Source organism: Vreelandella sp. V005 (assembly GCF_052645115.1).
The window spans coordinates 642,448-665,278 of sequence record NZ_JBQXYA010000001.1 but is presented as its reverse complement, the minus strand read 5'-3'; the positions used below and the strand labels follow the sequence as shown (position 1 = coordinate 665,278).

The 22,831-nt window shown below is 52.9% G+C and carries 20 protein-coding genes; 18 read left to right on the top strand and 2 right to left on the bottom strand.

Annotation, left to right across the window (positions count from 1 at the left end):
- Positions 1 to 9: 9 nt before the first annotated feature.
- From ACUN8H_RS03040 to ACUN8H_RS03010, 7 genes are all read left to right on the top strand, one after another.
- On the top strand, positions 10 to 1,572 hold the full coding sequence (locus ACUN8H_RS03040; protein ID WP_445530690.1) for a tripartite tricarboxylate transporter permease: 1,563 nt from the start codon (positions 10 to 12) through the stop codon (positions 1,570 to 1,572).
- Positions 1,553 to 3,121 (top strand): galactarate dehydratase, encoded by a 1,569-nt coding sequence (gene garD, locus ACUN8H_RS03035; protein WP_445530689.1) that lies wholly within the window; start codon positions 1,553 to 1,555, stop codon positions 3,119 to 3,121. Before ACUN8H_RS03040 ends, garD begins: the two co-directional genes overlap by 20 nt.
- Before the next feature lie 38 nt (positions 3,122 to 3,159).
- Positions 3,160 to 4,485 carry an enolase C-terminal domain-like protein gene (locus ACUN8H_RS03030; protein ID WP_445530688.1) on the top strand — a complete coding sequence of 442 codons (1,326 nt, stop codon included), beginning with the start codon at positions 3,160 to 3,162 and terminating at the stop codon, positions 4,483 to 4,485.
- 277 nt (positions 4,486 to 4,762) lie between these two features.
- Entirely contained in the window at positions 4,763 to 5,746 is a 984-nt protein-coding gene (locus ACUN8H_RS03025) for a Bug family tripartite tricarboxylate transporter substrate binding protein (protein WP_445530687.1), read from the top strand.
- 69 nt (positions 5,747 to 5,815) lie between these two features.
- Complete coding sequence (locus tag ACUN8H_RS03020) at positions 5,816 to 6,286, top strand: tripartite tricarboxylate transporter TctB family protein (protein WP_445530686.1); 471 nt, start codon at positions 5,816 to 5,818, stop codon at positions 6,284 to 6,286.
- Positions 6,286 to 7,803 carry a tripartite tricarboxylate transporter permease gene (locus tag ACUN8H_RS03015; RefSeq protein WP_445530685.1) on the top strand — a complete coding sequence of 506 codons (1,518 nt, stop codon included), beginning with the start codon at positions 6,286 to 6,288 and terminating at the stop codon, positions 7,801 to 7,803. The genes ACUN8H_RS03020 and ACUN8H_RS03015 overlap by 1 nt, the downstream gene beginning before the upstream one ends.
- A 101-nt stretch (positions 7,804 to 7,904) precedes the next feature.
- Complete coding sequence (locus ACUN8H_RS03010; protein ID WP_445530684.1) at positions 7,905 to 9,590, top strand: thiamine pyrophosphate-binding protein; 1,686 nt, start codon at positions 7,905 to 7,907, stop codon at positions 9,588 to 9,590.
- A 4-nt stretch (positions 9,591 to 9,594) separates the two neighbouring features.
- Here the strand turns inward: ACUN8H_RS03010 and ACUN8H_RS03005 are convergent, their stop codons facing one another.
- The gene (locus ACUN8H_RS03005) at positions 9,595 to 9,912 is read right to left on the bottom strand and encodes an NIPSNAP family protein (protein ID WP_445530683.1); all 318 of its coding nucleotides are present in this window, start codon (positions 9,910 to 9,912) and stop codon (positions 9,595 to 9,597) included.
- Between the two features lie 192 nt (positions 9,913 to 10,104).
- Positions 10,105 to 10,380 carry a hypothetical protein gene (locus ACUN8H_RS03000; RefSeq protein WP_445530682.1) on the bottom strand — a complete coding sequence of 92 codons (276 nt, stop codon included), beginning with the start codon at positions 10,378 to 10,380 and terminating at the stop codon, positions 10,105 to 10,107.
- A gap of 378 nt (positions 10,381 to 10,758) precedes the next feature.
- Here ACUN8H_RS03000 and kdgD point away from each other — a divergent pair, with 378 nt between their 5' ends.
- The 11 genes from kdgD (at position 10,759) to ACUN8H_RS02945 (ending at position 22,808) form a co-directional block, all read left to right on the top strand.
- Positions 10,759 to 11,679, top strand: a complete 921-nt coding sequence (kdgD, locus tag ACUN8H_RS02995) for a 5-dehydro-4-deoxyglucarate dehydratase (RefSeq protein WP_445530681.1) — start codon at positions 10,759 to 10,761, stop codon at positions 11,677 to 11,679.
- 59 nt (positions 11,680 to 11,738) lie between these two features.
- Positions 11,739 to 12,764 (top strand): TRAP transporter substrate-binding protein, encoded by a 1,026-nt coding sequence (locus ACUN8H_RS02990; protein ID WP_445530680.1) that lies wholly within the window; start codon positions 11,739 to 11,741, stop codon positions 12,762 to 12,764.
- Positions 12,765 to 12,840: 76 nt separating this feature from the next.
- Complete coding sequence (locus ACUN8H_RS02985; RefSeq protein ID WP_445530679.1) at positions 12,841 to 13,377, top strand: TRAP transporter small permease; 537 nt, start codon at positions 12,841 to 12,843, stop codon at positions 13,375 to 13,377.
- Between the two features lie 3 nt (positions 13,378 to 13,380).
- Positions 13,381 to 14,661 (top strand): TRAP transporter large permease, encoded by a 1,281-nt coding sequence (locus ACUN8H_RS02980; RefSeq protein WP_445530678.1) that lies wholly within the window; start codon positions 13,381 to 13,383, stop codon positions 14,659 to 14,661.
- 53 nt (positions 14,662 to 14,714) lie between these two features.
- A complete protein-coding gene (locus ACUN8H_RS02975) occupies positions 14,715 to 15,851 on the top strand; it encodes a mandelate racemase/muconate lactonizing enzyme family protein (protein WP_445530677.1) in 1,137 nt (378 codons plus the stop codon).
- Positions 15,852 to 15,853: 2 nt separating this feature from the next.
- Complete coding sequence (locus tag ACUN8H_RS02970) at positions 15,854 to 16,714, top strand: amidohydrolase family protein (RefSeq protein ID WP_445530676.1); 861 nt, start codon at positions 15,854 to 15,856, stop codon at positions 16,712 to 16,714.
- Between the two features lie 47 nt (positions 16,715 to 16,761).
- The gene (locus tag ACUN8H_RS02965; protein WP_445530675.1) at positions 16,762 to 17,562 is read left to right on the top strand and encodes an NAD-dependent epimerase/dehydratase family protein; all 801 of its coding nucleotides are present in this window, start codon (positions 16,762 to 16,764) and stop codon (positions 17,560 to 17,562) included.
- Between the two features lie 65 nt (positions 17,563 to 17,627).
- The gene (locus ACUN8H_RS02960) at positions 17,628 to 18,383 is read left to right on the top strand and encodes a FadR/GntR family transcriptional regulator (protein WP_339882340.1); all 756 of its coding nucleotides are present in this window, start codon (positions 17,628 to 17,630) and stop codon (positions 18,381 to 18,383) included.
- A 28-nt stretch (positions 18,384 to 18,411) separates the two neighbouring features.
- Entirely contained in the window at positions 18,412 to 19,986 is a 1,575-nt protein-coding gene (locus ACUN8H_RS02955; protein WP_445530674.1) for an aldehyde dehydrogenase (NADP(+)), read from the top strand.
- Positions 19,987 to 20,098: 112 nt separating this feature from the next.
- Positions 20,099 to 21,115: an Ldh family oxidoreductase gene (locus ACUN8H_RS02950; protein WP_445530673.1), complete on the top strand. Its 1,017-nt coding sequence runs from the start codon at positions 20,099 to 20,101 to the stop codon at positions 21,113 to 21,115.
- Positions 21,116 to 21,311: 196 nt separating this feature from the next.
- Positions 21,312 to 22,808, top strand: coding sequence for an alanine/glycine:cation symporter family protein (locus ACUN8H_RS02945; RefSeq protein WP_445530672.1), 1,497 nt, complete (start codon positions 21,312 to 21,314; stop codon positions 22,806 to 22,808).
- Positions 22,809 to 22,831 lie beyond the last annotated feature (23 nt).

The window sequence follows — 22,831 nt, the reverse complement described above, 5'->3', positions numbered from 1 at the left end:
AGTATCCCTATGGAATTCCTGTCACTTCTTGACATAACGTTCTTTCTTCTCGCTGGCCTGGGTGCTCTGGTCGGCATCATTTTCGGTGCTATCCCGGGCATGACTGCCACGATGGCGGTGGCCGTGTGTCTGCCTTTGACGTATGCATTGGGTCTTAACCACGGCTTGGCGTTGCTTCTAGGCCTATACGTGGGGGGCATCTCGGGTGGCATGGTGCCAGCGGTTCTGCTCAACATTCCTGGTACGCCGTCTTCCATCACTACTACCTTTGATGGCTACCCCATGGCTCAAAAGGGCCAGGGTGAGAAAGCGCTGAAGATTTGCGTTGTTGCCTCTGTTGTCGGCGGTCTTATCAGTGCCGCTATACTCTTCTTTTTTGCGCCTGTGCTGGCCGATTTCTCGATCAAGTTCTCCTACGTGGAGAAGTTTCTGATTATCTTGCTGGCGTTAAGTGTCATCGCGTCGCTTTCCAGCAGCATGCTGATTGGTATCTTTAGTGGCGTTATTGGTATCTGGCTGAGTCTGATTGGTGACTACAGCATCTCTGATGGCGGTAATGGCAAAACCCGATTGATGTTCGATTTTATGGAACCCTACTTATTTGAAGGGTTTTCACTTTTGCCGGTGCTGATCGGTGTCTTTGGTATATCTACCATTTTGCTTGAGGCGGAAAAGGGGGCCAAGAGTGGGCTGGTCAACGAACGCATCAAGCTTAGCAAAGGGGGCGGCTTTTCACTGTCGATCTTTAACGGGCGCCTGACGAACTTGGTGCGTTCTTCCTTTATCGGTACTTTTGTTGGCATGCTGCCGGGCGTCGGGGGCAGCGCCGCTTCCGTGTTGGCGTATACCCAAGAGAAAAATCTAACGCGGGATGCCTCGCAAATGGGCAAAGGGGCTCCCCAGGGGCTTATCGCCTCGGAGTCAGCCAATAATGCGTTGACCGGTGGTGCCTTAATTCCATTGCTGTCGTTGGGTATTCCCGGTGACTCAACCACGGCTGTTCTGATTGGCGCGTTTACGCTGCAGGGGATCCAGGTCGGACCGCTATTTATTCCCGAAAATACAGATACTTGGTACATCATGATGACGGCGCTGGTGTTCGCCAATATCGTGATGTTCTTCTTAATGTTCTATGCCATTAAGTACATCGCCAAAGTGGTGATGGTGCCCAAGCATCTTCTTTTTCCCATCATTGTGATGATGTGTGTGGTCGGTGCCTATGCCATCAACTACGGGATTATGTTTGATGTCTGGACACTGCTTATTTTCGGTATTTTAGGCTACCTGGTTCAGAAGTTCGGCCTGGAGGTCGCCCCGCTCATCATAGGTTTTATCTTGGGGAGCCAGGCAGAAATCTACTTCGTCAAGAGTCTGGAATCGTTCGGCACCTATTCGATCTTTTTCACCAAGAGCCCTATCGCCATGGTGTTGTGGGGATTAATCGCTGCCTCGCTAATGTTCGCAATCGTCATGGGCTTCAAGTCCCGCGCTAGACAAAAAATGGAGCTGACTCAGATAACGGGCAGTACACATTCAGCCTCAGGGAAAGGACATGACACAAACAACGACTAGTAGGCGCGTGATACAAGTACACCCCGACGACAACGTGGCTATTGTGGTCGAGCAGGGCGGACTCGCTGAAGGCACTGCCATTGAGGGAGGCATTACCACCACAATGGCTGTTCCACAGGGCCATAAGGTGGCCCTTGCGGATTTGGCGGAAGGTGAGCGAATTATTCGCTACGGTGAGGTTATTGGAACGGCGGCCACCCCTATTCCACGGGGCGGTCACGTCAGCGAGACCAACTTACACATGCCTACCCCGCCTCCGCTTGCGGATCTACCACTTGCGACCCGGCCCGCCCCAGAGGCCGAGCCACTTGAAGGGTACACCTTTGAAGGCTTCCGCAATCCGGATGGCAGCGTAGGCACCAAGAACGTGCTGGGTATTACCACCAGTGTGCAGTGTGTGGCGGGCACCGTTGACTTTGTCGTGCAGCGGATCAAGCGCGAGCTGCTGCCGCGATTTCCCAACGTGGATGATGTGGTGGGGCTCAACCACTCCTATGGCTGCGGGGTAGCGATTAATGCGCCGGCGGCCATCGTGCCGATTCGAACGCTTAAAAACATTTCGCTGAACCCTAATTTCGGCAATGAAATAATGGTGATCGGCTTGGGGTGTGAAAAGCTACAGCCGTCGACGCTGATGGCCGACCGGCCAGTCAAGATTTACCAAAACACCGAGGCGGCCGACCCTGAAGCCAACGTGCTGAGCCTGCAGGATGACTCCTTTCAGGGCTTTGGCGAGATGGTCGAAGGTATTCTGGCCATGGCCGAACGTCACCTTGAACGACTCAATCGCCGTCAACGCGAAACCTGTCCCGCTTCCGAACTGGTGGTCGGAATGCAGTGTGGCGGCAGCGATGCCTTTTCCGGAGTGACGGCCAATCCTGCGGTGGGCTTTGCCACCGACTTGATTGTGCGGGCTGGCGGTAGCGTGATGTTCTCAGAGGTGACTGAGGTGCGCGATGCCATCCACCTGTTAACCCCGCGTGCTGTTGACGAAGACGTGGGCAGGGCGTTGATTGAGCAGATGGCGTGGTACGACAACTACCTCGCTCAAGGCCAGGCAGATCGGAGCGCGAATACCTCACCGGGCAACAAGAAGGGGGGGCTTTCCAATATTGTTGAGAAGGCGCTGGGCTCGGTGATCAAGTCTGGCAATTCGCCGATTGTTGATGTCATCGGCCCCGGTGAACGGCTACGCCGCAAGGGACTGACGTTTGCCGCCACCCCCGCCAGCGACTTCATCTGTGGCACGCTTCAGTTAGCCGCAGGGATGAACCTGCAGGTGTTCACCACCGGTCGTGGCACACCTTATGGGTTAGCCATGGTGCCGGTGCTGAAGGTTTCCACCAACTCGGCGCTAGGAAAACGTTGGCACGACCTTATCGATCTTGATGCGGGACGCATCGCCACTGGTGAGGCTAGCATCGAAACGGTGGGCTGGGAGCTTTTTTACCTCATTCTTGATGTAGCAAGTGGACGCCAACAGGCTGCCGCCGACCGGCTAGGTATTCATAATGATTTGGTGTTGTTTAATCCGGCACCCGTGACATAACCCCTCAATGGGCTGATTATTTAAGAGGCAAGAGCGATATGTTTCCCAAGATCAAATCCATGCGTGTTGTGCCGGTCGCCGGCTATGATGGTTTTTTGCTTAATCTGAGCGGTGGCCATGCACCCTGGTTTATCCGCTGTGTGTTGATTCTCGAAGATGACGCCGGTAACCAAGGGGTCGGCGAGATCCCTTCAAGCAACGGTATCCTCAATGGCTTGGAGCAGTGCCGGTCGCTCGTCGAAGGCTCGCACGTCAATAACGTCAAGCAGACGCTGAATCAGGCACGTCAGGTTCTGGCTCGTAACGGCCGTGAAGAGCGCGGTCGCCAGACCTTCGATCTGCGTGTGGCGGTTCACGTGATCACTGCTATCGAGTCGGCGCTATTTGATCTGTTCGGTCAAGCGTTGGGCATGCCGGTGGCTGATCTGCTGGGGCAGTATGGCCGTCAGCGTGATGAAGTCGAGGCCCTTGGGTATCTGTTCTTGCTCGGTGATCCGGCTAAGACCGACCTGCCTTATCCCAAGGCCGAGAACCCGAAAGATGCCTGGGATGAAGTGCGCTATAAAGAAGCGCTTACCCCGGAGGCAGTCGCAAATTTGGCCAAAGCTGCCTATGAACGCTATGGCTTCAAGGACTTCAAGCTCAAAGGCGGCGTGCTGCGCGGCGAGGAAGAAGCCGACTGCATCCGCGCGCTCCACGAAGCTTTCCCCGAAGCGCGGTTGACGCTTGACCCCAACGGGGCCTGGAAGCTCGACGAAGCGGTACGCGTGCTCGACCCGATCAAGCATCTGCTCAGCTATGCTGAAGATCCCTGCGGCCAGGAAGAGAGCTACTCCGGACGTGAAACCATGGCTGAGTTCAAAAAGCGCACCGGCCTGCCCACCGCGACCAACATGATCGCCACCGACTTCAAGCAATTGCAGTATGCCGTGCAGCTTAACTCGGTAGATATCCCGCTGGCTGACTGCCACTTCTGGACCATGCAGGGAGCGGTAATGGTTGGCGAGCTTTGCAACGAATGGGGCATGACCTGGGGCTCTCACAGTAATAACCATTTCGATATCTCGCTAGCCATGATGACGCATGTTGCCGCTGCATGCCCGGGCAAGATTACCGCCATTGATACTCATTGGATCTGGCAAGACGGCCAACGTATTACGAAAAATCCTTTACTCATTCGTGATGGCAAGCTGAAGGTTCCCACTACGCCAGGGTTGGGCGTTGAGCTCGACGAAGAGAAGTTGATGGAGGCGCACAACCTTTATAAGTCGCTTGATACCACCCAGCGAAATGATGCCATGGCCATGCAGTTTCTGATCCCTGGATGGGAGTTTGACCCCAAGCGACCGGCGCTCGCTCGTTAGTACCGATTTTTTACAATGGTGGAGTAAGTGATAGGTATTGCCATAGGGAGATGAGGCCAAGGAAGTGAGTGACCGACTTTGGTCTATTCTTTACATCTCTCTATTGCAGTCCTCACAACAAAACACTAAGTTTCAAGTTGTATGATGTATTACCTTAATGATAGGAGTCGTGAAACCTTTAGCGTGAACTGGCTTGTTAGCTACTTGCAGCGCTTGATGCACAAGAGAACATTATCCAAAAACGCATAACAAGACGTATTTAATGAGGAGTTAAACTATGTACAAAAATAACCAAGCCATACTGCTACTGGCAGCTGCTGTCGCTTTACCCTCACTATCGGGAGCGGCGCTAGCTGACTACCCTGAACGCGATATTCGCGTCATTGTGCCGTGGGGAGCTGGTGGTGGCACCGATGGTATCGTCCGTAAGCTGACCACCATCGCCGAAGATAGCCTTGATGTTGCTATGTATGCAGAAAACATTGAGGGCGGTGTGAGCGCTACCGGTATTGGGCAACTCATGAGTTCACGGCCAGATGGCTATACCATCGGTGCGTTGACCTACGACAGCTTGGTGACCGTACCTTGGCAAAACATGTTGCCGAGTTACGATGTTGATAAGTTGAAGCTGATTGCTCGCGTAACCAGCGAACCCGATGCCATCGTGGTTGATGCCGATTCTGAATACCAAACTATTCACGACCTTATTGAGGCGGCTAAGGCTAATCCTGGTGAGATTCGTATTGCGATCCAGAATCTGGGCGGGCGCATCCACCTAGCGATCCTGCAACTCCAGGAATTGACCGGTACGAAGTTCAGAATCGTCTCCTATCCCGGTGGTGCTGCCCCGCAAAAAGAAGCCATCCTATCCGATGAAGTCGATGTTGCATTGACCAGCCTGGGCGATTTTTCCAACCTTCTGGAAGATGGCACCGTGCGCGGTCTCGTTGAGTTCTCCGATACGCAGAACCCGACATATCCCGATGTTCCCACCACAGCCGACGAAGGGATCGACCTTCAGATCGGTAGCTTTATCGTTTTCGCAGCACCAGCAGATACCCCCGAAGAAGCCATTACTATATTAGAAAGCGCTTACAAAACGGCGTATGACAGCGAAGAGTTTCAGGAGTGGGTGACTAATGTAGGGGTGACGCCTAACTGGCTCGGCACTGATGAGGTGACTGCCTGGGCTGATGAAACGGCCGAATCGTTGTTCAGCGAAATGGATGCACTGGTTGAATCAGGCGTAATGTCCAAGTAATTCGCAGCTCAAAGAGCGTGGCGTCAGTTACTGGCGCCACGACTAGCTCAATTAGAGGATTTTGAGTTCATGAATAACGTCGAACGATTCAGAAGGTCGGCCGTGCTTTTTCCAGCCTGCCTGCTGATATTGACTACGATCTACCTGGCGGAAGCCTTGAGTATACGCTCACAGTTTGGTGGCGACACCTTCGTGGGACCGCGCTTCATGCCTATCCTGATGGCGTTCATCATGTATGCGGCGCTGGTCGTGGTGATAGTGGGTGAATGGCGAAAAGAAGCAGAGGCGGATGCTGGCGGCTCTTTGCTAAGGCCATTGCTGATTGTCGTCGCGACAGCCATCTATATCGGCGTGTTTCATCCCTTGGGATATGTGCCCGCCACGTTGGGTTTCGTCGTGGCACTCTTTCTTATCTTTGACTTCGAAAAACATCGACCCGCCTTCTTTGTATTTTATGTGATCGCGGTTACGGCTCTCTTTTATGGGTTGTTTGCCGGTATTTTCGGAGTGCGCCTGCCTCCCGTGTTAGGAGGGTTCTAATGGAGACCTTTGTTAGTTTTCTGGGTGGTTTTGAAGCGTTGCTAAGCTGGGAAGTACTTGGCTTCATGATTGCCGGGTTTTTGATTGGTACTTTTTTTGGTGCGATGCCTGGTCTTACCTCCGTGCTGGCGATCGCTCTCTTATTGCCCATTACGTATACGATTGATGTGGTACCTGCATTGGTCATGTGCGCCTCGATTTTCATGGCGGGGATGTACTCTGGCAGTATCACTGCCACGACCATCAATATCCCCGGTGCGCCATCCTCTATGATGACCGCCGTGGAAGGTAACGCCTTGATGTTAAAAGGGCACGGTGCCAATGCGCTAGGCCATGCGGCGCTTGGCTCAATGATTGGTGGCTCAGTCGGCGCATTATTGCTGATGGCGTTCATGCCGATTGCCGGTGAACTGGCGCTATTGATCCGCACGCCGGGTAAATTCTCGCTTGTGCTCTTCGCGCTGGTGGTGATCATCCTTGTCGATAAAGGGGCCATTGCTAAAGGAATTGTTGCCACGACACTAGGCATCATGCTGGCCACGGTAGGAATCGATGTGCTTCAGCCAATTCCACGCTTTGAGTTTGGCACTGAACTGCTGGTCGAAGGTATTGGCTTAATGCCGGTGGTGATCGGTGCGTTTGCGGTCAGTGAGCTACTGGTGCAAGCGCAGAACTGGAACCTTTCACTGGAAGGGACGCTAAAGCGGGCGAAAGGCTTAAAAATTCGTCGGCGCGATTTTATTCCTCCTTGGTCTGAAATCCGTGAGGTGGGCTTCTTTACCTATATCAAGAGTGCTTTCATTGGCTATGCCATTGGCATTCTACCTGGCGCGGGTGGCTCGATGGCTGCTTTCGTGGCCTATGCCGACGCCAAGCGCGGTTCGAAGAAGCCCGAGGAGTATGGCAACGGCAGTCGCGAAGGGATTGCGGCGGCCGAATCGGCTAATAACTCCATGTGCGGGGGTGCCTTCGTGCCGATGCTGATGTTCGGGATTCCAGGCGATCCAACCACCGCTATCGTGCTTGGCGTTTTGGTGATCAATGGCTTGCAGCCAGGGCCACGCCTCATTGAACAGCAGGCCGACCTGATCGCACCGATGTTTGCCTCTTTGTTTGTGAGCGCGTTGATCCTCATCCCGCTGACGCTGTTTCTGTTCGGGCCGTACTTTATTCGTATCGTCTCGATTTCTCGTGGGCTGCTCTACAGTGCTATTGCCGTGGTGGCGCTCGTTGGCAGCTACGTGGCAACTTACTCCATTTTTCAGATGTTTCTGGCGCTGATATTTGGCGTGCTGGCCTTCTTCCTGCGCAAACATAATTATTCGGTAGTGGCCATGCTGTTGGGCTTTATCCTAGGGCCGGACCTGGAGCAGTATCTGCGCCGATCCTTGTCGTTTAATGACGGTAACCCGATTGTCTTTCTGACGAGCCTGGACAGTTTGGCTTTTCTGGCGCTGACTGTCGTCTTTGCTTATCTGATTCTGCGCAAAAAGCCAAAGCTTAACGCCACTCCCTAGTTTGCAAGCAACAGAGTTTGGTTCTCTTATTCGATAAGCGCCTCCCGTACTGACCATTACGAACGGCTGGAGGCGCTCACCTCAGCCCTTAGGATGCCAACATGACAACAAAAACTCGCCCCTTACCGCGTACCGGGGGAAAAGTACTGGTTGACCAACTTCTCATACATGGCGCTGATAGCGGCTATTGCGTGCCGGGGGAGAGCTACTTGGAAGTGCTCGATGCCCTTTATGATCAGCGCGAGCATTTTACCCTCTATAATGCGCGACATGAGGCGGGTGCGGCGAATATGGCTGAGGCCTATGGAAAGCTGACGGGTCGCCCCGGTATATGCCTGGTGACAAGAGGCCCAGGTGCCTGCCATGCCGCTATTGGTGTCCATATTGCCCAGCAAGATTCGACACCAATGATTCTTTTGGTCGGCCAGGTCGATCGAGGCTCAATGGATCGAGAAGCCTTTCAGGAAATCGACTACCGGACCATGTTTGGTGGGATAGCCAAATGGGTCGCCCAGATCGAGGATGCTCGACGAATCCCAGAATATATGGCGCGCGCCTTTCGGGTTGCTACCTCTGGCCGACCAGGTCCGGTGGTGCTGGCGCTGCCCGAGGACATGCTGACCGATATTGTCGAAGTTGATGATGCCCCGCCCTATACAGCCTCGCGACCGGGCGTCGCTGTGGAAGACATTGAGGAAATCGCAGCCCGGGTAGCGCGTGCCGAGCGTCCCATGATGTTGGTAGGTGGGGCTGGATGGACGGATGAGTCCTGTGTGCAGATACGCACCTTCGCTGAAACTAACGGCATTCCAGTGGCTTGCTCGTTTCGTCGCCAGGATATCCTGGACAACGCGTCAGCGTGCTATGCCGGTGATTTTGGCACCGCCGTGGTGCCATCACTGATTAAACGCCTTGCCGAGGCAGATCTGCTATTCGTCGTCGGTGCCCGGCTCGGTGAGATGACCACTCGAACCTACACTACGCTGACTGCTCCCAATCCCAGCCAGACGCTTGTCCATGTGCATATTGACCCCGATGAAATAGGCCGTGTATTTAGCCCGGCGCTGGGCGTTGTTGCAGCCCCTGATAAGCTGGCCGCAGCGTTAGCAACTCAAGATTGGAAACAGCGCAGCCGTTGGAGTGAATGGTGCAAAACCCTTCGCGATGAGTACTTGGCCGATACGTTGCCTCCTGCGCATGACCACCCCCTCGATATGGGAGCGGCACTGCACGCAGTGCGCGATAGCTTGCCAAAAGAGTGCATTGTGACGTTAGATGCAGGCAATCACACCGGCTGGGCGCAACGCTTTCTAGCCTATCAGCGTCCCGGTCGTATTATTGGTTCCACCTGTGGCGCGATGGGCTATTCGGTACCTGCCGCCGTAGCGGCATCCCTCCGTGAACCCAATAAGTGTGTGTTGGCGTTCGTCGGCGATGGCGGTTTCATGATGAGTGGTGTCGAGATCGCGACCGCCGTGCAGCATGGCGGGCGGCCCATCGTGCTGCTATTCAATAATGGTACTTACGGCACAATTCGTATGCATCAGGAGCGTGAGCATCCCAACCGCGTTTCGGGTACCGATCTCGTAAATCCGGATTTCGGCCAATTGGCCGAGGGGCTTGGAGCCCATTTCGAGCGAGTCTGCGCTACGGGCAGCTTCAAGCCCGCTCTAGAGCGGGCCATAGCGTCGGGTCGCCCCGCCGTGATTGAGCTGGTGACCGACCCCGAGCGAATTTCGACACGGACTACCGTTACGGCGCTGCGTTCAGCGAAGCACAACGCCTAAAGGATCAATCGTTGAAGAAAGGGGCGGGAATAACGAGCTTGTTTTCCTGACTGATGAGGTAACCCGCCTCAGCACTTTTCTTGAGATAGGCGGCCCATTCCGGGTCGCTTTGCATGGCGGCGCGCTTTTGGCTACGGTCAGCGGCGTCCTTAAATATCCAGATGTGTACATACGAATTGACGTTGCCGGTTTCGACCGGCCCATATAGTAGAGGCTCACCCAGGTGGCGTTTCTGGATAGGCCAGCCATGCTCTTCGTAGAGCGCCATTTGCTTCTTCAGCGTGCCAGGTGTGCAGGTATAAGTGCGGTGGTCATATAGCATAGTCATACTCCTTGATAGTTAAATAGCCTAAATGAGAAGGCTGAATGGCGATGGAAACGGAAGTAATCAAGCATGCTTTCGAACGCTGTTAAAACCTTCAAATTAGTCAACGAGGCAGGTTGGATTAATAGGCACTCCTCGATCAAAGGCCTAATGTTGATTGCCCAGTGGGTCACCATGCGAACCAGATTGTCACGCGTCATTCCGCTGGCATGGGGCAGGGTTACGGCACTGTCGAGCGTGAGAAGAGGGTTGTTGGAGGAGGGCGGTTCCTGTGCGCCATTGATGGATAAAACGAACCGCTTTTGCCTGTTTCAGCAGGCTGGCAGGGAAAGGCAGACCTCGTGTGACGATACAAGACGCATCCGAGACAATATCGGCAAAATCACTAGGGTCGCCGGTTCGGGGAAAGCGTAACTTTAGCGTTGGGCAAATCTGGCGCACAAATTCCTGCATGGCAGTAGACATAGGCTTCAATCCAGCTACAGGGCCGACCCCCTCTGAAGCGTCCTTAATCGCTTTATCGTTCATCTTACTCCCAGTGTCTCTCAGTACTCTTACCCAACCATGCTGTATTACATCATACATCTTATCAATAAAAAATTTACGCATCGATCCGTAAAGGATAAAAATGCTTGTCTTTTCAAAGTTACGCTTACACATCGTTCGAAGGGGGCGTCGTTGGTAAGTTGATGGCTGCTACTTTGGTTTAATTTTTGATAGTTCTGCTTGCGCCTTAATGGCTAGGTACTTATCTTTATGGTTGTATGATGTATTACATAGCATGTTGGCTAAGGACAAGTACTTGCTCATTCCACGCCAACGCATTCATAACGAGGGCTCAACGTGACGTTTTCAAGAGAAGCAGTAACGAATGCCATTGGGGATGGCCTGCTATCGTTCCCTATCACCGATTTCAATAGTCAAGGCCGTTTCGATGAAGCGAGCTATCGCAAGCGACTTGAGTGGTTCATTAGCCACGAGATCTCGGCGGTCTTCGTGGCGGGTGGGACGGGCGAGTTTTTCAGTCTCTCGCTTGATGAGTATCGTGACATTGTCCGAGTCGCTGTCGAGGTGATCGACGGGCGTTTGCCAGTAATCGCCAGTGCGGGCTTAAGCATAGAGACCGGCAAAGCTTTTGCAAAAGCAGCGGAAGAGGCGGGTGCAGACGGCATCCTTTTAATGCCCCCCTACCTCACCGAGTGCCCACAAGACGGCTTGGTCGAGTATGCTCGCCAGATTTGTGATGCCACCGCCATCAACGTGATTTATTACAACCGCGGTAACGGTATTTTAAACGCCTCTTCGGTTCAGCAACTCGCCGACCACTGCCCTAATTTAGTAGGGCTAAAAGATGGCAAAGGTGATATTCAGGCGTTAAACAAAATCATCAAAACCGTGGGTGATCGCTTGGTGTATATCGGTGGCGTGCCGACAGCTGAAATTTTTGCCGAAGCCTATGTCTCCATCGGTGTGAATACTTACTCTTCAGCCGTTTTCAACTTTGTACCGGAAATGGCCGTGACGTTTTACAAGGAGTTACGTAAGGGTAATAAAGACGTGGTGAAGCAGATCACCAACGACTTCTTTATTCCTTTTGTGGACCTCAGGGATCGAAAAGCAGGCTATGCCGTTAGCCTCATCAAAGCAGGTGCTGAAATCGTAGGTAGGCCCGCCGGTAGTGTCCGCGCACCACTGTCTATGCCGACCAGCGATGAATGCCTGACACTTGAAGCCCTTATCAACGCAGCAAAAAAGCACTCATAAATTTCTACCCTACCAACAAGTGTTAATAAATAAACGCCAATAATAAGAGGATGTTAGACATGCGTACACACAACAACTGCATGAAAGCCAGCTTTATCAAAGGTCGCACTTTAAAAACGTTAGCCCCCATCGCCGGCGTGGCTGCATTAGTCGCCATAGCGCTACCTGCCCAAGCAGAAGACTGGCGCGGCTGGAATATTCACCCTGACGGTTACCCCAACACCACGGCTTTAGAAGAATTTGCAGACGCCGTGGCGGAGCAAACGGAAGGGCGCGTTAACCCACGTGTTTACAACAATGCGGTACTGGGGGATCAGTCCGACGCTATCGAGCAAACCCGCAACGGGGCGCTGGATTTTGCCAATTTTAATATGGGCCCGATGGGGCCGATCGTTCCAGAAACCAATGTGTTCTCGTTACCCTTTCTGTTCAATGATGTTGAACATATGCATACGGTAATGGACGGTGAAATTGGCGAGCGCTTTGCTGATGCGCTAGAAGATAAAGGCTTGGTGGTGCTTTCTTGGTTCGATTCAGGTGCTCGTAGTATTTATAACACCCAGCGCCCTATCAAAACGCCTGAAGATGTCGAAGGTTTGAAGATCCGGGTAATGAACAACGATCTTTACGTCGACATGATTGCCGCCATGGGCGGTAACGCTACACCGATGTCTTACGGTGAGGTGTACCAAAGCTTAACCACCGGCGTACTTGATGGTGCTGAAAATAACTATCCCTCTTTTGAGTCAAGCAACCACTATGAAGCAACGGGTTACTACTCGTTAACCGAGCACTTGATTATTCCTGAATGCTTATGTGTGGCTAAATCCAGCTGGGAGGAACTCTCGGAAGAAGATCAACAAATTGTTCGTGAAGTTGCCGAAGAGGCTTCCGCGCGTCAGCGTGAGCTGTGGGTGGAAAGTTCCGAAGAGAGTCGTCAGATCGTTCTCGATTATGGTGTTGAGATTAACGAAGTAGACGATAAAGCCGCCTTCCAGGCCCTTATGGAGCCTATGTATGAGGAATTTATCGCCAACAACCCTGGCACGGGTGAACTGATCGAGGAAATTCGCGCCACCGAGTAATACTGACACCCATACGCTTCCGGCAGTTAGCTAGCGGTTATATAGTCGCTGTCGGAAGTTAAAAAGGAAATGTGCCGTGAGTATCGAACTTGAATCGTCGGTCGATAAAGAAGACGCAGAACATAGCGGCTCACTGAATCGAATTTTAGATAGTGTTGCCAATTTATGCATTCTGGTAGCGGGTATTTTGTTAGTTGCCTTGATTGCTATCTTTGGATGGTTAGTCTTTGGCAGATATGTACTTAACAATACTCCTACGTGGGTTGAACAGGCCTCGTTAGTGCTGGTTGTGTATATCACCTGTTTAGGCGCAGCGGCAGGTGTCAGGCATCATAGTCATCTTAATATCGATTTTATACGCGAGAGTTTTAGCGGTCCTTTACGTAGCTTAATGCATCACCTTGCTGACCTTTTTATTCTTTCCTTTGGCGGATTTATGGCCTTTCAGGGATGGACACTCGTCATGTCAAACCTGAACAGAGCTATTCCGATGATAGGATTATCAGAAAGTTGGCGTGCAGCTCCCCTAGTCATATGTGGTGTATTAATCATGCTTTTTGCAGCCTCTGATATGGCGCAGCGCTTACTGACTCGAAAAGTTAAGAGGGTATAAACGATGGGTCTTATTATTCTTTTCGGGATCTTTTTCCTAGGGCTTATAGTTGGCGCGCCGGTTGCGTTTGCTGTTGGCTTAGCCGCCGTTGTTACCTTTCTCTATGAAGGCTTGCCATTGTTTGTGGCTTTTCAGCGCATTCTCTCCGGTATTTCCGTTTTTTCATTACTCGCGATTCCCTTCTTTATCTTTGCCGGTGAGTTAATGATGCATGGCGGTATCTCCACTCGCCTGGTGCGCTTAGCATCGGCGATGGTGGGCAAAGTGCGCGGTGGTTTGGGAATGGTGAATATAAGCTCTTCCATGCTATTCGGGGGAATTTCCGGCTCGGCAGTAGCGGATACCTCTGCTTTGGGTTCTATCCTGATCCCGGTAATGAAAGAGAAAGGCTATGATGCCGACTATGCGGTTAACGTTACCGTGACATCATCCATTGCGGGTGTCGTGATTCCACCTAGCCATAACATGATTCTTTATGCGGTAGCGGCAGGCGGCGGTATTTCCGTTACCCAGTTATTTATCGCTGGTATTGTTCCAGGGATTTTGATGTGCCTTAGCCTAGCGGTTGCTGCCTACGTTGTTGCGGTGAAACGCGGCTATAAAGGTGAAGCATTCCCTGGTTGGTATGCGTTGATGATTAGTTTTGTCGCCTCGCTGCCTGGCCTGATGACGGCTGTCATCATCGTGGGTGGGGTGCTGTCAGGCATTCTAACCGTGACGGAATCGGGTGCCTTCGGAGCTATCTATGCCATTGTGGTGACCGGTTTGGTTTACCGCGAATTGACTTGGGCATCGTTTAAGGCGGCGGTGGTTCAGGCTGTTAAAACCACCTCGCTTGTAATGATCTTAGTCGGGTGCGCATCGGCCTTTTCCTACCTGCTAGCGCTCTACAACGTTCCGGAAATGCTGACGACAGGGTTAATGGCCATTTCCGACAGGCCGCTAGTTATTTTCCTAATGCTCAATATTATCTTATTGATTTTGGGCATGATTATGGATATGGCGGCGTTAATCCTTATCTGTACGCCCATTTTTCTCCCCGTGGCCATGCAGTTTGGGATGGATCCCATTCAATTCGGCATTATTTTAATGATGAATTTGGGGCTTGGTTTGTGTACGCCACCGGTAGGGGCATGTCTGTTTGTCGGTTGTGTGATTGGGAAAATTAAAATCGAAGAAGCGGTGCGCACTATCTGGCCTTTCTTCTTAGCGCTGTTTGTTGCTTTAATGATGGTGACTTACATACCCGCTATCTCTTTGACACTACCTAGCTTTTTCCAATAAAGCCGCTCTAGAAAAGCTGCTTTCAATCAAGTGGCCAGGGGAAGAGATCGATTATGAAAGTCGTTGCCGTAAATACGCATATACTCGACTACCAACTTGAAACGGCGTTTGAGAGTGCTTCAATGCATTTTTCGCGTCGCCAGCACTGCTTAGTCGAAATCATCTGTGATGATGGCACTACCGGCTGGGGCGAGTGTTTAGGGCCTGCTAAGCCTAACGCAGCGATCGTCGATGTTTATGCTCAGTCGTTAATAGGTGAAGATCCGCTTCAGACCGAAAAAGTGTGGCTAACACTTTACAATCGCTTACGCGACCAAGGCCAACGAGGCTTAACCATGACGGCCTTGAGTGGTATTGATATTGCGTTGTGGGATATAAAAGGCAAGCACTTTGGTGTGCCGATATCAACGCTACTTGGGGGGCGTTTTCGCGACACTGTACGCGCCTACGCAACGGGTTCTTTCCGCCGTGAGGGTGTGGATCGGGTCACCGATATTGCCGCTGAAGTAGCTGGCTATCGCCGTGATGGTTTTCATGCTGTCAAAATAAAAATTGGCTTTGATGTCGAGGAAGACTTGGCGGTGATTGCCGCTGTGCGTGAGGCCATCGGCCCGAATACACGCCTGATGATCGATGCCAATCATGGTTACGATTACCTGGAAGCGATTGAGCTAGGCAAGCGTGCCGCGCAGTTCGGTATCGACTGGTTTGAAGAGCCCGTTTTGCCTGAACAAATTTCTACCTACGAAGCCGTTCGGGCCGGTCAGCCAATCCCCGTTGCGAGCGGTGAAAACTGGCATGGCCGCTATGCCATGCACGAGCCGTTGGTCCGCCGCGCCGTGGATATTGTGCAACCGGATATTTGCGGAGTCGGCGGGTTCAGCGAAATGCGCCGAGTGGCTGATATGGCCGCTCTACATGGCGTGCGCTTGGTTCCCCATGTGTGGGGAACGGCGGTCTGTTTGGCGGCAAGCCTGCAGTTCATGGCAGCTTTGCCACCTAATCCCCCACGTCGCAACCCCATCGAACCCATTATGGAGTTCGACCGCACTGAAAATCCCTTCCGCCAAGCCGTTGTACAGACCCCTTTAGAGCATCATCAGGGCGTGATGACGATCCCTGATGGCCCCGGGCTGGGGATTGAAATTAACCGTGATGCGCTATCCACCTACGCACTTAGGGAGAAGTAACGTTGTCTATCCCCACCAATACACGGCCGTTAACAGGGCGGCCACCGGTACTAAAGGCGCCTGCAGGGGCAACCGATTGCCATATGCACCTGTATCTACCCGACTATGAAGCCCAGCCGGGTGGTCCAGGCATTGCTGAGTTAGCGACAGTTGCCGACTACCGACAGGTTCAGCAGCGGCTTTCGCTAGAGCGCGTTGTGGTCACGCAATCCAATGCTTACCAATTTGACAACCGCTCGATTTTACAAGGCGTGGCGGAAATCGGACAGGAGCGCGCCAGGGCGATTGTGGCGGTAGCGCCGGATGTTGCTGAATCACAGCTTGAAGCTCTGCATGCACAAGGTGCCCGTGGCGCCAGAATTATGCAGTTACCTGGTGGGGCCGTCGGGATGAGTGGGTTAGCCGCCGTGGAAGCACGGATAAAAGCGTTTGGTTGGCACTTGATGGTGCAATTCAATAGCCGTGAGATTAACGACTATGTGGAGATTCTTAAGGCTATTGAAACCGATTACATCATCGATCACATCGGCAAATTTATGCCGCCGGTAGCCGTTGATGATCCACGTGTGGATCAAATACTAAGCTTGCTGGATCGCGGTAATGCATGGGTAAAAATATGCGGCGGTTATGAAACGAGTTTAAGCGGCGGGCCTGAGTATGCTGATGTAAGCCCTATCGCTAAGCGGATTATTCAACATGCTCCTGAACGGGTTATCTGGGGCTCAAATTGGCCGCATGTAGCGGTCCCTCGTGAGCAGTATCCCAATGATGCAGAACAGCTTGATATCTTGCTCGACTGGGCTGACGAGCATGCCCGCCAAAAGATTTTGGTAGATAACCCCGCCGTGCTCTATGGCTTTTAAGTCTGAGCATTTTTAATCTGGCTTTTACAAAATAGTAAGGAGTTCCCATGTTAAATAGAATTTTAGTTACCGGTGCGGCCGGTGGCCTGGGCAAAAGCTTGCGGCCTCATCTATCTATGCTTGCAAAGCATGTTCGTTTGTCTGATTTGGCGCCATTAGGAGAGGCTGGAGAAGGTGAAGAGCTCGTCCAGGCGGATCTTAATGATATGCAGGCCGTGATGGGCCTGGTGCACGATTGCGATGGTATCGTTCATCTAGGTGGTATGTCGGTAGAGAGCCCATGGGAAGCTATTTTGCAGGCCAATATCATGGGGACATACCACCTATATGAGGCAGCAAGAAAGCAGGGTAAGCCAAGAATTGTTTTTGCTAGTTCCAATCACACTATTGGTTTTTATGAGCGCCATCAGCGCATTGACACTCAGGTAGTACAAAAGCCGGATTCTCTTTACGGGGTTTCAAAATGTTTTGGTGAAAATCTCGCTAGCCTCTATCACGATAAGTTTGGCGTAGAAACGCTGAGCGTTCGAATTGGCTCTTGTTTTGACAAGCCTGCTGATACCCGCATGATGGCCACTTGGCTGAGCTTGGCAGATTTTGTCAGCCTCTTACAGCGTGCTTTTGTGACGCCGCGCTTAGGGTATACCGTTATTTATGGCGTATCCGATAATGCTGAAAAGTGGTGGGATAACGCCCATGCCAGCTTCTTGGGTTGGGCACCTAAAGACAGTTCTGAGCCATGGCGTGAAGAGACCGAAGAGCTTGATCGTAATATTGATGGGTCTGATTTAGCGGTGCGTTACCAGGGCGGCAAATTCACTAAATCAGGGCACCCTGACGACGTTTAATAGTATCTATCAGTTCTGGGTTGTACGATATAGTACAACTGAGAAATTATTGAAGGACAGCTTTCATGGCCAAACCTAGCGCAACGGCATCTGCCCTAAAACCGCTTCAAGTCAGCAAAGTGGCACAGCAGGGCAGCTTATCTGTGCATGTGGCTGACCAACTGGAAGCGTTGATCACTCAGGGCAAGGTCGCGGTGGGGGATAAACTACCTACCGAGAACAGCTTGTGTGACTCCTTTGGCGTTAGTCGCACGGTAATACGCGAGGCAATTACTCACCTTAAATCGCTGGGTCTAGTTGAGACTCGACGGGGGGTGGGCACATCGGTGCTGCGCTCATCGACCGTCGAGGCGCGGCCTGCTGAGCGTATTAACCCGACCACCGTCGAAGATATCTTACATTTACTGGAGCTACGTTTAACGTTAGAGCCCGCCGCCGCTGAACTGGCAGCGTTACGTTACGATGATGAAGATCGTCAGCGGCTCGAAGCGCAGCATGCTGCGTTTAGTAAAACTTACGCTGCCAAATCACAAGCGCGTGAAGAAGATTATCTTTTCCATTTTGCGATTGCCACAGCGACCAAAAATCCTTTTTTTCAATCTTTTTATAAACAGTGGAGTCAAAGCGTCATTCCTCGCGCCAAGCTGTTGAGTATTGATATTAATCCAATCTCCTCTGAACGCTATTTAGAGCGGGTGCAGGAAGAGCACACTTACATTCTTGAAGCGATTCTTTCCCGCGATGCTCAAGCTGCCCGCGAAACGATGTTTCAGCACCTCAACCGGGCGCGCAATACCTATGCCCAGTATCGCGAACAGTGATAGCACTGACCCCTATAAGGAGCGACCTATGACGATTCGAGGCGAAATGCTAATCGGTCAACAAGCAGTGACCGGTACCCAAGCCAACATTCAAGCCATTAATCCTGCCACCGGTGAAAAGCTAGAGCCCATTTATGTGGGTGGCAGTCGGGCCCACGTGGATCAAGCCTGCGAACTAGCCGAGGCAGCTTATAGCACCTATCGCGAAACGTCACTCGAAGAGCGGGCGGCATTTCTAGAAACTATCGCCAATGAAATTGAAGCCATTGGTAGCGAACTGGTTGAGCGCGCCATGGCCGAAACCGGCTTACCACAAGCGCGGATCGAAGGTGAGCGGGGCAGAACCTGCGGTCAGTTGCGTCTGTTTGCTTCGGTCGTACGTGCCGGTGAATGGTTAGATGTACGTATTGATCCAGCGATGCCAGAGCGCCAGCCACTGGCGCGTGCGGATCTACGCCAGCGTCATATTGCCCTAGGCCCGGTAGCGGTGTTTGGTGCCAGCAACTTCCCGCTGGCGTTTTCGGTAGCTGGCGGTGACACCGCTTCTGCCTTGGCCGCTGGTTGTCCGGTGGTAGTGAAAGGTCACTCAGCGCATCCGGGGACGTCGGAGCTGGTGGGGCAGGCGATTCAAAAAGCTGTAAAAGCCTGTCACTTGCCGGAAGGCGCTTTCTCGCTGCTGTTTGGTGCCGGTAACGAAATTGGCCAGGCGCTAGTCGATGATCCACGCGTTCAAGCGGTGGGTTTCACCGGCTCGCGCAGTGGCGGCATGGCGCTGATGAAAACGGCCCAAGCACGCCCACAGCCGATTCCGGTCTACGCCGAGATGAGCAGCATAAATCCTGTGTTCTTGCTACCGGCGGCCCTTAAAACGCGTGGTAAAGAGTTAGGTGAAGCCTTTATCGGCTCGCTCAACATGGGCGCGGGCCAGTTCTGTACTAACCCAGGGTTGGTTATTGCGCTAAAAGGGCCTGAGCTGGACGCCTTTATTGAAGCGGCACGTGGTGCAGCAGAGGCCAGCGGCGCGCAGACCATGCTGACGCCGGGTATTCATCGTGCCTATCAAGAAGGCGTGAAGAGCCTAAGCGGCGCGGCCAACGTGCGTGAAATTGCTCGTGGCCAGACCGGCAGCGACTATCAGTGTCAGACAGGCCTGTTTGCTGCGTCAGCGAGCGATTTCCTCGCATCGAAAGCGCTGCAAGCCGAAGTGTTTGGTGCCAGTTCACTGGTCATCGAATGCGAAAATGACGCTGAGGTTAAGCGCGTCGCTGAGCAGTTAGAAGGCCAGCTCACCGTCACACTGCATATGGACGATGCCGACCTGGAGGCCGCTAAAGCGCTGCTGCCAACGCTTGAGCGCAAAGCTGGACGTATTCTCGCCAATGGTTGGCCTACCGGTGTTGAAGTGTGCCATGCCATGGTACACGGTGGCCCCTTCCCGGCGACATCTGATTCGCGCACTACCTCGGTAGGTTCAGCGGCCATCCACCGTTTCTTACGGCCAGTTTGTTACCAGTCATTACCAGAAGGCTTGCTGCCTGAGGCGCTTAAAGAGAGCAACCCTCTCAACGTATCGCGGTTAGTTGACGGCAAGCGCGAACTTTAAAGGCTGTCGTTATTGCGGTCCTAAAGCAGGCATTCATTGCCTGCTTTTTAGTGTGGCTTTTAAAAAAATTTTCAAATAAAAACGTAACAATAAGAGTGTGTAAGGTAATGCTATGAGTAATGATGTCACTATTTCGCTACAAGAAGCCGAAGCGCTGAGTAACAAAGTGCTCACCCATCATGGCTTTAGTCAGGCCCATGCTGGCGCGATTACGCGCAGCGTCATGGCTGCTCAGTGTGATGAGTGTCATTCCCACGGTTTATACCGGCTGATTGGGTGCGTCCAAACCGCTTTGAATGGCGGCGTTGATACCCAAGCCGAGCCGACTATCACTGACCAGGCAGCCAGTGTGGTTAAAGTTAATGCGAATAAGGGCTGCTCGCTGCTGTCGTTTGAAATGGGTAAACCGTATTTGATCGAGAAAGCTAAACGCAGTGGAGTGGCGGCGCTCGCTATTAATAATAGCTTCCACTTCTCAGCACTGTGGCCCGAAGTGGAAGCACTTTCAGCTGAGGGGCTGGTGGCGTTAGCAGTGACGCCGAGCCATGCCTTTGTCGCTCCGGCCGGTGGCACCTCGCCCCTGTTGGGTACCAATCCCATCGCCTTCTCCTGGCCGCGCCCAGGTAGTACACCCTATACGTTTGATTTTGCCACCAGCGTGGTCGCCCGTGGCGAGATAGAGCTTCATCGGCGAGCCGGTAAATCAATTCCCGAAGGGTGGGCAATGGATAGTGAGGGCAACTCAACGACTGACCCCGTGGCAGCGCTCGCTGGTGCCATGCTGCCCTTTGGCAGCTATAAAGGCTCTGCGCTCTCTACGATGGTGGAGCTATTGTCAGGCCCATTGATTGGCGATCTGCTGGGCCATGAAACCCAGGCAGCCAATGCGGAAAAAAACGGCAAGCCCTTTCACGGGGAACTGATTGTCGCAATGTCGCCGGAAGTTTTTCTGGGTAAAGACGCTGATACCCACCTTAGACACGCTGAAGTTCTTTTCGAAGGTATATTGGCGCAAGGGGCGCGCTTGCCTTCCCAGCGCCGCTTTGCAGCAAGAGAGCGCAGCCGGATTAATGGAATTACTTTCCCTAATGCGCTTTATGAGGAGCTCAAGGTATTAGCAAGTAACTAATATCGCCATTATGGATAGAGACTGGGTAAGCTGCGCACGTTATTTTCTACATGTTTTTTGGGGCTGGTACAAAAACTGTCTAGAATCGGGGGGTGGCGCCGGGTTTTCGGTGGTCACTTGAACACATTGGGTGAGGGGACTTGCTGGGTTTTCTAGGCACCCGAGTGTGAACAAAAGCTAACTGGAGAGCATTCCCATGGAGACCCTCGAATTAATCATTGCCCCGCTGCGAGATGGTCTCTATACCATCATGATGCCTGTCAGTAACTTTATCTGGAGCTATATTCTTGTCTATCTGCTGCTAGGCGCGGGCCTACTGTTTACCATCATGACCAAGGGTATGCAGTTCCGCCTATTCAGGCACATGGCACACGTGACCTTTACCGCCCGCGGGGCTGGGGATGGCATCAGTGGCTTTCAGGCGTTTGCTACGTCCATGGCGGCCCGCGTCGGTACCGGTAATCTGGCCGGGGTGGCGCTGGCACTATGGATTGGTGGGCCCGGAGCCATATTTTGGATGTGGGTAACGGCGCTGCTCGGTTTTGCCACTGCGTTTATCGAATCGACGCTAGCGCAGGTTTATAAGCACCGCAACGAAGACGGCGTCTTTCGCGGTGGCCCGGCGTTTTATATCGAGCGCTGCCTAGGCTGGCGCTGGCTGGGGTCGTTGTTCGCGATATTTTTGATCATTGCTTATGGGCTGGCATTTAATGCGGCGCAATCCAATACCATCGCTCAGGGGATGGAAGGTGCCTTTGGCATCCCCAATTGGTTAACGGGTGTGGTGATTGCCATCTTGGCCGGTTTCGTGATCTACGGCGGGCTTAAATCGGTAGCACGAACCGCCGAGAAGATCGTGCCGGTGATGGCCATCGCCTACCTGCTGGTCGCACTATGGATCTTATTTGCCAACCTCTCCGCCGTGCCCGATATGCTTTCGCTGATCGTGATGAGCGCCTTTGGCCTTGGCCCGGCAGTGGGTGGCGCGGCTGGCTATGCGATCAAAGCGGCGATGGAAAACGGCATCAAGCGAGGCCTTTTCTCTAACGAGGCGGGCATGGGCTCTACGCCCAACGCGGCGGCCCAAGCAACGGTCAAGCATCCAGCGGCGCAGGGGCTGGTGCAGTCCTTCGGGGTGTTCGTCGACACCATCGTGATTTGCAGTTGTACCGCGGTTGTCATCCTGCTCTCTGGCGTTTATGAACGGCTGATGTCGGAGTCCCCAGGAGACAGCATTGAAGGGATCCAGCTCACTCAGGATGCCATGGTGGATCACTTGGGCGGGTTTGGTGAGATATTCATCGCGCTGGCGATTCTGTTTTTTGCCTTTACCTCTATTTTGGCCAACTTCTCTTTCTCGTCGGTCAACATCGAGTTCCTGTTCCGCCGTCACGCCAAAAAAGCGGTGGGCGTGTTCAAGGTGATCATTTTGGCCATGGTGCTGCTCGGTTCGGTGGCAGAGCTAAGCGTGGTCTGGGATTTTGCCGACCTGGCGATGGGGCTGATGGCCACCACGAACCTGTTTGCTATTCTGTTCATGGCGCCCATCGCGGTCTCCGTGCTGAGGGATTACGAGCGCCAGCGGCGTGAAGGCATTGAAGAGCCGCTCTTCGACCCTGCCATATTGAAACGCCCTGAGCTAGTGGATGCCGATGTGTGGCCAGTGAAAGAAGCCACGGAAGAAAAAAGATAACCAGGGGTTTGCCAGCGGCCTTT